The sequence below is a fragment of the Vreelandella neptunia genome (assembly GCF_000712975.1).
In the GTDB taxonomy this organism is placed as follows: Bacteria; Pseudomonadota; Gammaproteobacteria; order Pseudomonadales; family Halomonadaceae; genus Vreelandella; species Vreelandella qaidamensis.
In genome coordinates this window covers 89,442-101,853 of the sequence record NZ_JHQL01000004.1, presented here as the reverse complement: position 1 = coordinate 101,853, position 12,412 = coordinate 89,442, and the positions used below count along the sequence as shown (strand labels likewise).

At 52.4% G+C, this 12,412-nt stretch carries 11 protein-coding genes; 7 read left to right on the top strand and 4 right to left on the bottom strand.

Features of this window, described 5'->3' with window-relative positions; translation table 11 throughout:
- Positions 1 to 119 precede the first annotated feature (119 nt).
- The 7 genes from CR46_RS0112585 (at position 120) to CR46_RS18450 (ending at position 5,278) form a co-directional block, all read left to right on the top strand.
- Positions 120 to 455, top strand: coding sequence for a zinc ribbon domain-containing protein YjdM (locus CR46_RS0112585; RefSeq protein ID WP_030073414.1), 336 nt, complete (start codon positions 120 to 122; stop codon positions 453 to 455).
- A 14-nt stretch (positions 456 to 469) separates the two neighbouring features.
- On the top strand, positions 470 to 637 hold the full coding sequence (locus CR46_RS18190; RefSeq protein ID WP_084180493.1) for a helix-turn-helix domain-containing protein: 168 nt from the start codon (positions 470 to 472) through the stop codon (positions 635 to 637).
- Between the two features lie 406 nt (positions 638 to 1,043).
- Positions 1,044 to 1,367 carry a DUF427 domain-containing protein gene (locus tag CR46_RS0112575; RefSeq protein WP_030073412.1) on the top strand — a complete coding sequence of 108 codons (324 nt, stop codon included), beginning with the start codon at positions 1,044 to 1,046 and terminating at the stop codon, positions 1,365 to 1,367.
- 194 nt (positions 1,368 to 1,561) lie between these two features.
- Entirely contained in the window at positions 1,562 to 2,419 is an 858-nt protein-coding gene (locus CR46_RS0112570; protein ID WP_030073410.1) for a DUF2806 domain-containing protein, read from the top strand.
- A 52-nt stretch (positions 2,420 to 2,471) separates the two neighbouring features.
- Positions 2,472 to 3,497 carry a hypothetical protein gene (locus CR46_RS0112565; protein ID WP_030073408.1) on the top strand — a complete coding sequence of 342 codons (1,026 nt, stop codon included), beginning with the start codon at positions 2,472 to 2,474 and terminating at the stop codon, positions 3,495 to 3,497.
- A 3-nt stretch (positions 3,498 to 3,500) separates the two neighbouring features.
- Positions 3,501 to 4,109, top strand: coding sequence for a hypothetical protein (locus CR46_RS0112560; RefSeq protein ID WP_030073405.1), 609 nt, complete (start codon positions 3,501 to 3,503; stop codon positions 4,107 to 4,109).
- Positions 4,110 to 5,110: 1,001 nt separating this feature from the next.
- Entirely contained in the window at positions 5,111 to 5,278 is a 168-nt protein-coding gene (locus CR46_RS18450; RefSeq protein WP_167520875.1) for a hypothetical protein, read from the top strand.
- Positions 5,279 to 5,418: 140 nt separating this feature from the next.
- Here the strand turns inward: CR46_RS18450 and recD are convergent, their stop codons facing one another.
- The 4 genes from recD to CR46_RS0112530 form a co-directional block, all read right to left on the bottom strand.
- A complete protein-coding gene (recD, locus tag CR46_RS0112545; RefSeq protein ID WP_030073401.1) occupies positions 5,419 to 7,809 on the bottom strand; it encodes an exodeoxyribonuclease V subunit alpha in 2,391 nt (796 codons plus the stop codon).
- Positions 7,806 to 11,636: an exodeoxyribonuclease V subunit beta gene (recB, locus tag CR46_RS0112540; protein ID WP_030073399.1), complete on the bottom strand. Its 3,831-nt coding sequence runs from the start codon at positions 11,634 to 11,636 to the stop codon at positions 7,806 to 7,808. Before recB ends, recD begins: the two co-directional genes overlap by 4 nt.
- Before the next feature lie 96 nt (positions 11,637 to 11,732).
- Positions 11,733 to 12,020 carry a type II toxin-antitoxin system RelE family toxin gene (locus CR46_RS18685; protein WP_030073398.1) on the bottom strand — a complete coding sequence of 96 codons (288 nt, stop codon included), beginning with the start codon at positions 12,018 to 12,020 and terminating at the stop codon, positions 11,733 to 11,735.
- A gap of 3 nt (positions 12,021 to 12,023) precedes the next feature.
- Positions 12,024 to 12,314, bottom strand: coding sequence for a hypothetical protein (locus CR46_RS0112530; protein WP_035536706.1), 291 nt, complete (start codon positions 12,312 to 12,314; stop codon positions 12,024 to 12,026).
- Between the last annotated feature and the right edge of the window lie 98 nt (positions 12,315 to 12,412).

The window sequence follows — 12,412 nt, the reverse complement described above, 5'->3', positions numbered from 1 at the left end:
ACGCACCATTGGGAGTGGTGTTAACTAGCCATGGCTTCCGCACAAGGGGGTAGGCATTCGCCAAGGCTGCAAAGGCTCAGTATCATAAGTAGCCAACCCAATCACAGAAGCCACCTTCCATGTCATGCCCACCTTGCCCCAATTGCCACTCTGACTTCGTCTACCAGGATCAAAGCCTGTTCATCTGCCCAGAATGTGCCCACGAATGGAACCCTTCCGAGGTTGAAGCGGAAGACACCGTCATGGTGAAAGATGCCAATGGCACTCTGCTGGCTGAAGGCGATAAGGTAACGCTAATCAAAGACCTCAAGGTCAAAGGCAGCTCAATCGTGCTTAAGATTGGCACCAAGGCCGTTATCAAGCGGCTTAAGGAAGGCAAAGACCACCAGCTCGATTGCAAGGTCGATGGCGCTGGCGACATGATGGTCACCGCCCAGTTTGTGAAGAAAGCCTGAATAGATGACAATTAATTCGGCATAAACTGAATCTATCGCAATCAGCCTTTGCAGGTCTTCTTGGGGTCAGCATACGTACACTTCAGGACTGGGAACAAGGCCGCAGAGAGCCTCAAGACCCGGCAGTTGCTCTGTTGCGAATTGCTGAGCAACACCCCGACGTCTTTGAACAGCTTCACTAAGTAAAACAACGTGTAGCGCGTGGTAACGAATCTCGCGAGGAACGAGCGAATGAGGCACCCGCGAGACATGCTTATCCACCCAAACTGGCCCTGGTTGTATAAGGGAGCTTCAGCTTTGGTTCTACACTTCGATGATGATAGAGCTGGCTAAGGGCGGCTACGCCGCCATCGCCCACTAGAAGTGGCCTCCTACAATAGAGCAGTGGCACGATATCTTGTAGGAGGGAGCTTCAGCTCGCGATGAAGTAGGCACCAACATATAGAGCAGGCAGTAAGCCAGTCCTCCCACAACTCTGACCCAGATCAACTCCGTAGCCTAAAGTGCTACTCCTTTGCGGTGGGCTTAAACAAATTTAGCTGCTAGGCTAATTTTACTAGAGCGATAAACGCCGCAGGGAACAACCTAATGCCAAATGCCTCACGCATTGAGCGTCACCCTATTAGCCAACGCGTGCAGGCGCATGTTGATGGCACGTTAATCGCCGACTCCACCAATACGATTAAACTTTGCGAATACGGCTACCCGCCACGCCATTACTTTCCTCGCGAAGACGTGCGAATGGACTTACTCACCGTGTCAGAAACCACCATATTTTGCCCGTTTAAAGAGTATACGGGGTATTTTTCGTTAGGTGGGCGGCAGGATATTGCTTGCAGCTACGAGCAGCTGATTGAAGGCATGGAAGCTATTGCGGGTAGGGTGGTATTTTATGAGGAATTGAGCGAATGATGACGTTCGACCCTGAGCGGACATGCCAGAAATGCAGTAGGCGCGCGAATTTTGGAGATATAGCCTAATTGGAATTAATGGCTATAAAAATCATGGGCTTGGAAGAATCTGGCAGGCTGTATTTGCCGAGAAAAAGTGCTAGCACGTTCATTCAATCATAGAACGCGCCGTATAATACGCTGTTAGGAGCAACAATGTCAGACGACAAATCAACTTCCTTAATAAATCTAGGCGAACTTTCTAAGCCCGCTAATACGCTGGTTAAAAAGGTCTCCAGTGCTGTTGGAGGAATATTTGAACCATGGCAAATTAAGCGTGTAGCAAAAGCTGAAGCTGAAGCCGGCCTAATAAAAGCTAAATCGGAAATTGAGATAACAGATCTTCATCGGCGCGCAATGCACCGATTTGTTGAAGAAGAAGCTACTCGCCAAGAAAATATGGAAGAGATAACGAAAAGATCTATTTCATTACTGAAAGATGAGTCCTCTCCGGAAAATATGGATGATGATTGGGTGACTAACTTTTTCGATAAATCCAGAATTATTTCTGACGATGAAATGCAGTCACTATGGGCTAAGGTATTAGCTGGAGAAGCTAATTCGCCAGGTTCCTACTCAAAACGAACCGTTAACTTACTTGGGGATTTGGATAAGAAGGATGCTGAATTATTTTATTCCTTGTGTAGATTTGGTTGGTTTATAGGGGTTTTTACGCCGGTAGTATTTAATCCAAAAGATGATATCTATAATAAAGTTGGAATTAACTTCAACAGCCTATCCCATTTGGATAGCTTAGGCTTAATACAATTCAATGGTATATCAGGGTTTTCTCAGCAAGGTTTACCAAAACAATTTCAAGTAAGTTATTGTGGTAAGCCTCTCGCGCTAACTATGCAGAATGATAAAGATAATGAACTTGATGTTGGATTAGTCCTTTTGACACAGGCTGGAATGGAATTAGCAAGAGTTTCGGAAGCTCCTGGTATGGATGGTTTTGTAGATTATGTAAAGGGAAAGTGGAAAGCACATCTACCTGATGAAGAAAGCTCCTAATAAAGCCTTGCAGCAGGACCAATGAGTGGCGTTACATTCTTAAGGAGACAACGTGGCATTCCTAAAAAAATTAGAATTCGGTAACTACACGCTGAAGTTTGGAGATAAAAAGGTGCTTCTAGACCTTTTTGATGAAATAGTTATGCCTTCCTTTCATGAGATGCGCTTTGTAAGACACCTTAAAGATAAAGGGGACTATTTTTTCTTAGACACAAAGTTAGTTGTGCTGGATGAGTCTACAGAATACCCTGTTCTTGGCATAGCCGGTCGGATTGTAAAGAATACCAGATTAAGGCGAGAGCAAATATATAGACCGAAAGGAGGAATAATTGAAGACAGGAGTGAGCTTGAAACAGCGCCAAGTTCTACATTTCTACTAATACTCAACAACCACAGGCTTATCCTTTGCAAAGAAGTCCCCGGAGCACCTACGATCCAAAATTTTCAAAGTACTAGCCAATTCTGTTTAAAGAAGAGACACAAAGAGTTTATTGAAGAGAATTTCGAAAAAGCCAAGATTCAAAGGAAAGAAAACCCGGAGTTAGATCGTGTTACAAAAAAATACTTGTTCGAAGAGTATCCTGCACCAGTTCTGAGAATTACGCCGCTTTCAGATAAGGAGTCTCTAAGAGCTTTTGTTAGCCGCCTCGAACATATTGATCGGGTGACAATAAAGCTCCTCCCTACAAACAAGGAAGAAATAGATAACGACGATTTCTGGTCTGACTTCGGTAGGCGACGTGATGAAATGAATAGCAAAAACGCGAAAGTCGAATTCGCGAATACGAAAGAGGGACTTGATGGTGATAAAGTTTATGAGCAGGCTAGTTCTGCCTCAAATCTCGGTAATTCAGATATAAAGTTCAAAGGGTATGATTCTCAAGGTGATACTATTCGAGGAAGTAACGAAGACTTCAATCTAACCGTCGAACTGGAAGATCTTCCAAAGGATGCAGAAAGAGCAGCTAGCCAAAAATATGCACAATTCAAACATTTGGCTCATGCCAACGTAATCGCCTTGCCTGAGGTGGCGATTGGTGTCATCAACAAAATCAAAGATATCTTTGAAAGGCTATAAGGCATGCACTCCTTCGACGAATCTGACCTGACAAGCGAAAAATCGCTCTGGGATGTATATAAGCTGTCGAGACGAATAGTGCCTAGCCGATTGCAGGTGCTTTTTGTTTTGGGTAGCTTTTTAGCATTAGCTGCAAATTCTTTTATCTTTTCTTCTAATGTTCAAGTAATCATTGACGACGTAAGGAAATGGTCTGAAATGGGTTTTAGCTTTGCTATTACAATTCTTGGGTTTTTAATTGCAGGTTTTACGATATTCTCGACTCTTTCAAAGCCAAAAATGATGCTAGCTATGATGGATCATATTAACAAAGAAACTGGACTGCCGACGTTAAAGTATAATTTTTTTGCATTCATGAAGGTTTTTATTGCGTATATAGCATTTCTCCTTTTTTATGCTTTTATATTGTTATTTGGACAGTCGGGCGGGTTGTTGTCTAATATTGTACAGTATGTTCCTAATTCTGATTGTGTAAAATCAGTAGTGGTGAATATTGCATATGCGATCACTGGGAGTAGCTTTGTTTACCTTTTGCTGCTTTTAAAGTCATTCGTTTTTAATATTTACGCTATAGTAATGAACATGCTTAGGTGGGAGTATCATCAAGAGTGAGAATGTAACAAGCCCCTGCACTCGGAAAAATTACTCGCTGCGCTCCTAAGTTTCCGGTGAGCAAGGCGTTAAAGGTCAAAAAATATGAGGGAAATCGAGGGTCTAGATCACGCTTTGGAAGTTCTGCGTCTGAGATGGGAAGAATTTAATCTGCACTTCGATTCAGAAAATGAAAAATTCATAGCTTTGTTGCAGCAAGACTACGATGTCATGGGCCGAGTCTTAAAAGCACACTTAATTCTGGAGCACTACCTAACTGTCTATTTCGGACAGACCATTTGGAATTGACGACATTAATTCAATAAGGCTGTCGTTTGCGCAGAAGGTCGAGCTTATACCTTCTTCGGGTACTGCTGCATCAGTTATTAAGCTAGGGATTAAGCGTCTCAATAGCATTAGAAATAAATTTGCTCATAGAATAGACGTTGATCTAGAACAGCTTGACGTAAATGCGATGAACGAAGTGATTAATATATTTAGGCCTCAGGCAAATTTCGGGAGTAATATTGAAAGAGTTGAAGCTTTTATGACTATAGCTGTTACCTTCCTAATTGTACCTCCTCCTGAATTACAGGAGGCATTTGCTGAGGCATTTTCTCAAGTTCATGCGTACGACCATGACCTTTAACAAATCAATCAACTTCGCGCCTGTGGCGCCGGACAGCTAAAAGTGTGGCTTCGCCACAACGCTGCCGGTTATTGAGGCGTTAATCAGAACTTTCTTAAAGACCACTTTTGGCCGATAGCGGCCAAGCCAACTTTGGTGATGCAGAGTTGCATATCCGAGAATTATGGCACTGAATGCATCTGTTGCCAGGGAGAGAATTGCTTAGCCTGTGCTGTTTAGGTGCGTTGTTATTATCTGTATCAACCTGATGGTCGAGAGGAAATTGAACTGACGCCTGATAGCGCCATCGAAGGAAATATCAGATAAAGGTCGGCTTTTGCTGACAAGCTATTACTACCCGTTCTTGCAGGATGGGGTCTTCGCGGAGAACTTTATGGACTACGAACATGCAATTGTGAAATTCGAAGACGGGATTGGCACCCTGTTCTGCAACGGCTGCGGCATTATCATCGCTGAGGGTACCCAGCATGAGGATAGAGAGCACTACTGTACCATGTGCATGAGCGGCAATTGTAAAGCAAAATTCAAGGACGGAAACTGACATTCCCAGCCCGCCACGCTCCGCGTTTTAGGGCAGGGGGCGTGGAATAGATGTTGTGAACATCATTAATCTGAAAACTCTTTAACATCCGCTCTTGGCCGAAGACCGACATTATCACCACTAATATCGGTTTTGATTTCCTACATCCCACTCACCCTCATCACCTCCCTAGTCACCGCCTCATTCAACACCCCGCCTTTGGCTTCCACCAGCGTGAGCCAGTCGCGGGCGCGGGTGATGCCGGTGTAGACCAGTTCGCGGGTGAGAATCGGGTTGATGGTGGGCGGTAGCAGCAGGGCGGTGTGCAAGAACTCCGAGCCTTGGGATTTGTGTACCGTCATCGCAAATACAGTTTCTACCGCATGCAGGCGGGAGGGCAGCACCCAGCGGATGGTTTTTTCCGGGTCGCTTGTCGGAAAGGCAACGCGTAATAGCGATTTACCCGGCGTGCGCGGGTCTGGCACGGCGAGGGTGATGCCGATATCGCCGTTCATCAATTTTAGGCCGTAGTCGTTTTGGGTGACTAGCACCGGGCGGCCTTCATACCAGCCTTTCTCTAACGTGTAATCACTGCCAAACAGCAGCTTTTCGCTGCGCAGGGTTTTGGCGATATGCAGGTTTAGGCCTTCTACCCCCCAGGGGCCTTTGCGCAGCGCGCATAGCAATTGAAAGTGGCTGTAGGCGCTGAGAACCTCAGCAGCCCAGGCATTATAGGCCGCTGGGTTGTCCTCAAACGATTCCCCACGCGGGCGCTGCGCGTTCAGCACCTTTAGGTAATGGCGATAGCCGGTGGGCGGGGCGATGGGTTCATTTTTGTGGTTGGTGCGGCCTTCACCACTATTCAGAAACTTATCCGCGCTGCCGTGAATGACCAGCTTATCCAGCGCGGTGTCCTCTGAAAGCGTTAGGTGGTGCAGGTCTGGGTAGCCATGGCGCAGCACGGCGTTAACGGCCTGCTGTTTTTCCCGATCAGTTTGGGTATGGCTGGGCTGGTTAATCGCCTGGGCCAACTGGCCGATGCCGCTGTGTTCGTTAAAGCGGTGGCTTACCCGCAGCATGGTAATGGCTTGGTCGAGTGGCTGGCCTTCAGCATCCAGGTACTTTGGCGGTAGCGGCTGGCCGGTGGCGCTTTCCAGCCATTGGGCGGTTTCGTGCGTGTAGTGGGCGGCCTCGGCGCGGCGGCATAAATCGCCAAGTACCGAGCCAGCCTCTACCGAGGCCAACTGGTCTTTATCCCCCAGTAGCACGCACTGGGCATTGGCGGGCAGGGCGCTCAGTACGGCGGCCATCATTTCGATATCTACCATGGAGGCTTCGTCGATGACCAGCACATCCAGCGCTAGCGGATTGGCGGCGCTGTGGCGGAAGTGGCGGGTGTCGGGGCGGGCACCTAGAAGGCGGTGCAGTGTTGTCACTTCAGTGGGAATTGCTATTGCGCTTGATGATACTGTGTTGAAGCGCTCCTCAAACTGCTCATTTACAGGATGTAAACTCCGCGTTTTCGTCGCGCTTCGCCTTGTCTCATCTTCGCTCATAACGCAATTCGTTAAGAGTTTTTCTAACTGTGCCAATGGCAAACTGCTTACCTGCCCGGCGATGGATTCATTCAGGCGGGCGGCGGCTTTGCCGGTGGGGGCGGCTAGGCGAATGCGCAGCGGTTGGCTGGGTGAGTGAGCCAGTTGCAGCGTTTGCAGCAGGGCGAGGAGGCGCACCACGGTGGTGGTTTTGCCGGTGCCGGGGCCGCCGGTAATAATGCCGAAGCGGCTGCGGGCGGCCAGGGCGCAGGTGGTTTTTTGCCAGTCGAGGTCGTCGCTTGGCTTGAACAGAACGTTCAGCGCCTGGGAGAGAAGGCCGGGGTGACTATCGTCACCCATCGCCCAATAAATTGGCCTCCTACAACGGTTATCAGTTGCCGTCGTGGCGTTAACATTCACCGCCTGTGTGTGTGTGATGTTTTCATCTTCTAAGCGGCTGGCGATTTGCTGGTGCAGGGTTTGTTCATACTGCCAGTAGCGGCGTAGGTAGAGTCGCGTTTCTGAAGCTGAGTGAGCGGTCACTACCACCAGCGGCGTTTTGCCAGGGCCTTCACTGGTGAGTAGCGGGTGGTGCAGCGCGGCTTGCCATTCGCTTAGCGTAAGCGTTGCCAGCACGTCGCTAGGCAGCGGTGGTGGGTCGGTTAAATCATCCCCTTCTGGCGGTAGCGAAAGGGCGAAATCCGGTGCGTTAAGCGTGGCGGTTAAATCCAGACACACATGGCCTCGGCCTAGCTGGTGGCTGGCCAGGGCGGCGGCTAACAGCAGCAGCGCTGGGGCATCCGGTGCTTCTGCCGCTAGAAAGCGCACCAGGGCGCGGTCTAAATCACGCAGCCAGCCCCTGGCTACCCAGCGCTCGCATAGGGTTAGCAATTCGGTGGTATCGCTTAACGCAGGGTGAGCGCTCACTGGCGCGGGGGCTATTGAAGGCTGGGCATCCTGTATCTCGACGGCATCGCCAAACAAGTCGAAGGTGTGGGTGTCTTTTGGCTTACTCATACCGTCGCTTCCTGTGCGGGGCTTGAAAACGATGCGCCTGCAAACAGGCTATCCAGTGCTTCGATCAGTTCAACCGGGGCGGGTTCGGAAAATACCCCGCGCCCTGGGCTGCGGCTGCCGCGTAGAAATACCGTCATCGAACCGCCTAGATGCTGGTGCGGGTCGTAATTGGGCAGGCGCGCTTTGAGCAGCCGATGCATAGCTAGCAGGTAAAGCGCGGCCTGGAGGTCGTAGCGTTTGGCCAGCAACGCATGGCGCAAGGCGTCCGGTTCGTAATCGCTGTCATTCGGCCCTAAATAGTTCGATTTCCAGTCCAGCACGTAAAAGCGCCCTTGGTGCTCAAAGGCTAAATCAATAAAGCCTTTCAGCATGCCGTTTAGGGTATCGGCATCCAGCGCTGGGCGCTCAACCCCTGGCAGTAAGTGCTTGCTGACCAGCGCATCAATCGCCTGGGTGTTGACTCGTTGGGCGGCCAGCCAGAACTCTAGCTCTACTTGGTAGCTGCTGAGTTCGGTCAGCGCGACGCTTTGTTGATTTGGCGCGGCTAGCGGTAACGGTGTGGTGAGTAGCGCTGAAAGCCAGCCAGCCAGCGGTTCCTGCCATGCTTGCCAGCCACGCAGCTGCACGCGCCGCCATAGCATATCGTTGAGTGAATCGTGGTCGTTGGCAGCGGCTTCAAACCCCTGCCTGCCTGCCCATTCCAAAAGCCCATGCAAAAATGTGCCCGGCCCTGGCCCCCTTGGAAATTTATGCAGGTGGAAAGTGTCTGGCTGGGCCAACTGGGATAGTTCCTGCGGCTCATCCAATACTTCAAACGCGGTGGCTTCCTGGGCGGTGGTGGGTTCCAGGGGCGTTGCCGTGGGGGCGCTGAGCGTGCCGGAAAGGCGCAGCGCCGAGTAGCTGGCAATCCACCAGTGCTCTTTGGCCGGGCGTGTGGGCGTGCGGGCGTGCCCAAGCGTGGCGTTTTGTTCGGCGCTTTGTTCAGAGAGGGCAAGGCGCTGGGCCGTGGGTGCCGGTGGCTCGCTGACAACAATCTCGCTGCCTTGAGCCAGCGCTTCCAGCGCGGTGGTTAGCTCTGCCGGTGCCATCGTTTTTCCGCCGCTAATTAGGTAGCCGAGGGCGCTATTTTCCAACCCCTGCAGCGGGGCTAGCCCCAGCCAAGTCGCGTGGCGGGCGCGGGTCAGCGCTACATAAAGCTTGCGCAGGTCTTCCCCCAGGCGTTCTCGGTCGGCGGTGGCCTGTGTTTCTTTATCGGCGCTTAGGCTGAGCTGAAGGTTGCCTTGGGCGTCGTGCCAGCGCAGCGGTATGTCTTTATCGCTCACCGGGCGGTGGTTGGCGATAAATGGCAGAAATACCAGAGGGTACTCAAGCCCTTTGGATTTGTGGATGGTGACCACCTTGACCAACTCCGCATCGCTTTCTAGGCGCAGCTTGTGGCTGTCGCCGTGGCTTTCCGGGTCGGCAATGGCCTCATACAGAAAGCGAATCAGCGCGTGTTCGCCGTCTAGTTCAGCACTTGCCTGCTGCAGCAGTTCGCCCAAGTGCAGCAGGTCGGTGAGCAAGCGCTCACCCTCTTCGAATTCTCCCAGCAAGCGGGCTGGAATATCGAAATCCACCATCATGCGGCGTACCAGCGGCAGCACACCCTGGCGCTGCCATAGGCGGTGGTAGTGGCTGAATTGCTCTACCCGTGCTTCCCAAGCCAGTTCGTTCTGTTGCAGATGATCAAGGTCGGCCAAACTGAGCCCTAACACTGGCGTCGCCAAAGCGGCGCGCAGGTGGGCTTCGGCCTGGCGGGAGCTGGCCAGTGGCTCGGCACAGGCGCGCAGCCAGCGTTCTACCTGCTTCGCCATGGGCGAGCTAAACACCTTGTCGTGGTCGGAAAGGTAAACACTCTTTACTCCACGGCTGGCCAGCGCTAAGCGAATGGCGCGGGCTTCCTGCAGGCCGTTGACCAGCACCGCCATATCGGAAGGCTTTAGTGGGGTTAGGTCATCGCCTTTCTGAAAACCGCTTTTGCCTTCTTTATTGCCACCTTGGCCTGCCGTGAGCAGTTCTACCATGTAGGAGGCACAGCATTCGGCCATCTCGGTTTGGTAGGCGGTTTTGGAAAGTGGTTCTTCGCTGGTTAACGGCCAGAGCGTCATGGCGGGCAGCGGCTGGCCTTGGTGAACCAGCTGTTCGTCGCGGCCTTTGGCGGCTACCGGCAAAAACGGTAGCGGGTTGTCGCCGTCTGTCTCGCGGAACAGAAAGGCCCCGGCGGGGTGCTGGTCGGCGTAGTGGAAGCAGTGATTGACGGCTTCCACCATGGCGCGGCTGGAACGGAAGTTGGTGCCTAGCGTGACGTGGCGGCCTGCGGTGTCTTGGCGAGCCTGCAGGTAGGTGAAGATATCCGCACCGCGAAAGGCGTAGATGGCCTGTTTGGGGTCGCCGATCAGCAGCATGGCGGCGTCGCGGCGTGGGTTGGCGACGTCATAGACCGCGTTAAAGATGCGGTACTGAATCGGGTCAGTGTCCTGGAATTCGTCAATTAGCGCGACGGGGAACTGGCGCAGAATCTGCGCTGCCAGGGCGTCTTTGTTGGGGCCTTGCAGGGCGCGGTCTAAATGGGTGAGCAGGTCGTTGGGGCCCATTTCTGCGCGGCGTTCTTGCTCGCGCTCCATACGCACTTTGCACCACTGCACGGCGTGAATCAGCAGGTCGTTACGCGGTTCCGGCAAGGCGTTGAGGGCGGCGGGCAGTGCCTCAAACGCCTCAAACGCTGGGTGGCTCGGTGGCTCTCCGCTCCAGATTTCAGCAATGCCCGCCGGTGTCAGTCGCTTCCATGCAGTGGCCTTCTTATCCATATCAGGACTGACAAGGTCGCTTTCCGCCCATTGCTGAATTTTATCCAGCCATTTTCCTCGATGATCTTTGCGCATTTTGCCAGGGGCAAAGTGCTTGGCTGTTTGGCCATCGTCAAAAAGCTGCCGGAGTTCATTTACCCACGCTCGCCAAGGAGCTTTGAGTTCTTCAAGGCGTGCGCTGCGTTCGGCGTCGGCAGTGCTTAACGTTTCTGCTGGCGCGTGGCGTTGGCTGCCGAGTGCCTCGCTTTCGTGGAGCAGCTTGCGCACCTCTTCATGGAGATTATCCGGCGATTTCCAGTAGCGGGTAATGCTGCCCAGGGCGTCGGCATCCAGCGGGTAGTAGAAGGTGCGCCAGTAGTCGCGTACCACTTCTTGTTCCAGTTCGCGCTGGTCGTTTTCCAGGTTGAGTGAGAACAGGCTGCCGCTATCGAAGGCGTGTTCGCGCAGCATGCGGTAGCACCAGCTGTGGATGGTGGAAACGGCGGCTTCGTCCATCCATTCGGCGGCTAGTTCCAGGCGGCGGGCGCAGGCGGGCCAGGTGGCCTCTGTGTATTGGCTGCGGAGTTGGATGAGCAAAGGATCGTCAGCAGGCTCGGAAGCAGGCCACTGCGAGGGCGCTGTAAACCCATCCTTGGGCGCTACTTTTTCCATCCCTGGAAAAAGACCCTCTCCGTGACCTGTTTCCTTCGCGTCCGGTGCTTTTCTAAACACCGCAGCGGCTTCTACCAGCCGGTTGCGGATACGTTCACGCAGTTCCTGGGTGGCGGCATTGGTAAAGGTGACTACCAGAATTTCCGGCGGGGTGAGCGGGCGCACAAACGCGCTGTCGTCTTCGCTGCGCTGGCCGCCCAGTACCAAGCGCACGTAGAGCAGCGCGATGGTGAAGGTTTTGCCCGTGCCCGCGCTGGCTTCAATCAGGCGGCTGCCGTGAAGCGGTAGCGTGAGCGGGTTGAGTGGGGTGGGTGTGTCAGCCTGGCTCATGCGGCTTTCTCTGTGTCAATGGGCTGTGACTGGGCCAGCGCAATAGCCTGGGTCGAGTGTCAGAGCCGAGTTCCAGCAAGACACAAGCCCGATTGGCTATATACGCCGGTTGGCAAGTTCGTACACTTCGTCATCCCGCCGGGCTCCTACCGCTATGATGAGCACTTGGATAGCGGATCCATCCACTTTATAGATGATTCTCGTATTACCCGTACGCATCCGCCTACAGCCTGCTAGAGCGCCTCGAAGGGGTTTGCCGAGTTTGTCAGGCTCGCCGTCGCGGATCCTCTCTTCAATAACATCAAGGAGGCGATTCGCTGCAGCGGAGCCCAAGCGGGTGAGATCATTTTGAACATCAGGGTGATAGCGCAGATGCCAGGCCATGGCTCAATCGTTCTGACTAAATAGAGCGCGCATGTCATCGTGCGAGACGGCCTGATCTGCCTGGTAGCTCGCTAGGCGGTCTCGGGCGATAGCCTCAATACGCAGGTCTTCAAGCTCATCAACGAGATCCTGATAGGCCTGAACGTTCATCAGTACCGCGGCAGGCTGGTTATCCTTGAACACCACGAGTCTATCCGTCGAACGTGATGATATTTCTTTGAGTCGAGCGCTGAAGGTGCGCGCCATGGCAGTCGCTGAGACCGCGTCTTCTGGACGTTCAAGTAAGGTGGCCATGGTTAACCTCTGGATGTATTAAACTACACGTATTAAAATATGTTTTATTATACATACAATTCTATGTATAGATGGTCGGTTAAGCAAGGTGTATCGCT

Bases quoted from the DNA above. Each gene is read 5' to 3' on its own strand.
- CR46_RS0112570 (WP_030073410.1), top strand. From the start codon at position 1,562: ATGTCAGACGACAAATCAACTTCCTTAATAAATCTAGGCGAACTTTCT.
- CR46_RS0112575 (WP_030073412.1), top strand. From the start codon at position 1,044: ATGCCAAATGCCTCACGCATTGAGCGTCACCCTATTAGCCAACGCGTG.
- CR46_RS18685 (WP_030073398.1), bottom strand. From the start codon at position 12,020: ATGGCCTGGCATCTGCGCTATCACCCTGATGTTCAAAATGATCTCACC.
- recB (WP_030073399.1), bottom strand. From the start codon at position 11,636: ATGAGCCAGGCTGACACACCCACCCCACTCAACCCGCTCACGCTACCG.
- recD (WP_030073401.1), bottom strand. From the start codon at position 7,809: ATGAGTAAGCCAAAAGACACCCACACCTTCGACTTGTTTGGCGATGCC.
- CR46_RS0112585 (WP_030073414.1), top strand. From the start codon at position 120: ATGTCATGCCCACCTTGCCCCAATTGCCACTCTGACTTCGTCTACCAG.
- CR46_RS18450 (WP_167520875.1), top strand. From the start codon at position 5,111: ATGGACTACGAACATGCAATTGTGAAATTCGAAGACGGGATTGGCACC.
- CR46_RS0112530 (WP_035536706.1), bottom strand. From the start codon at position 12,314: ATGGCCACCTTACTTGAACGTCCAGAAGACGCGGTCTCAGCGACTGCC.
- CR46_RS0112560 (WP_030073405.1), top strand. From the start codon at position 3,501: ATGCACTCCTTCGACGAATCTGACCTGACAAGCGAAAAATCGCTCTGG.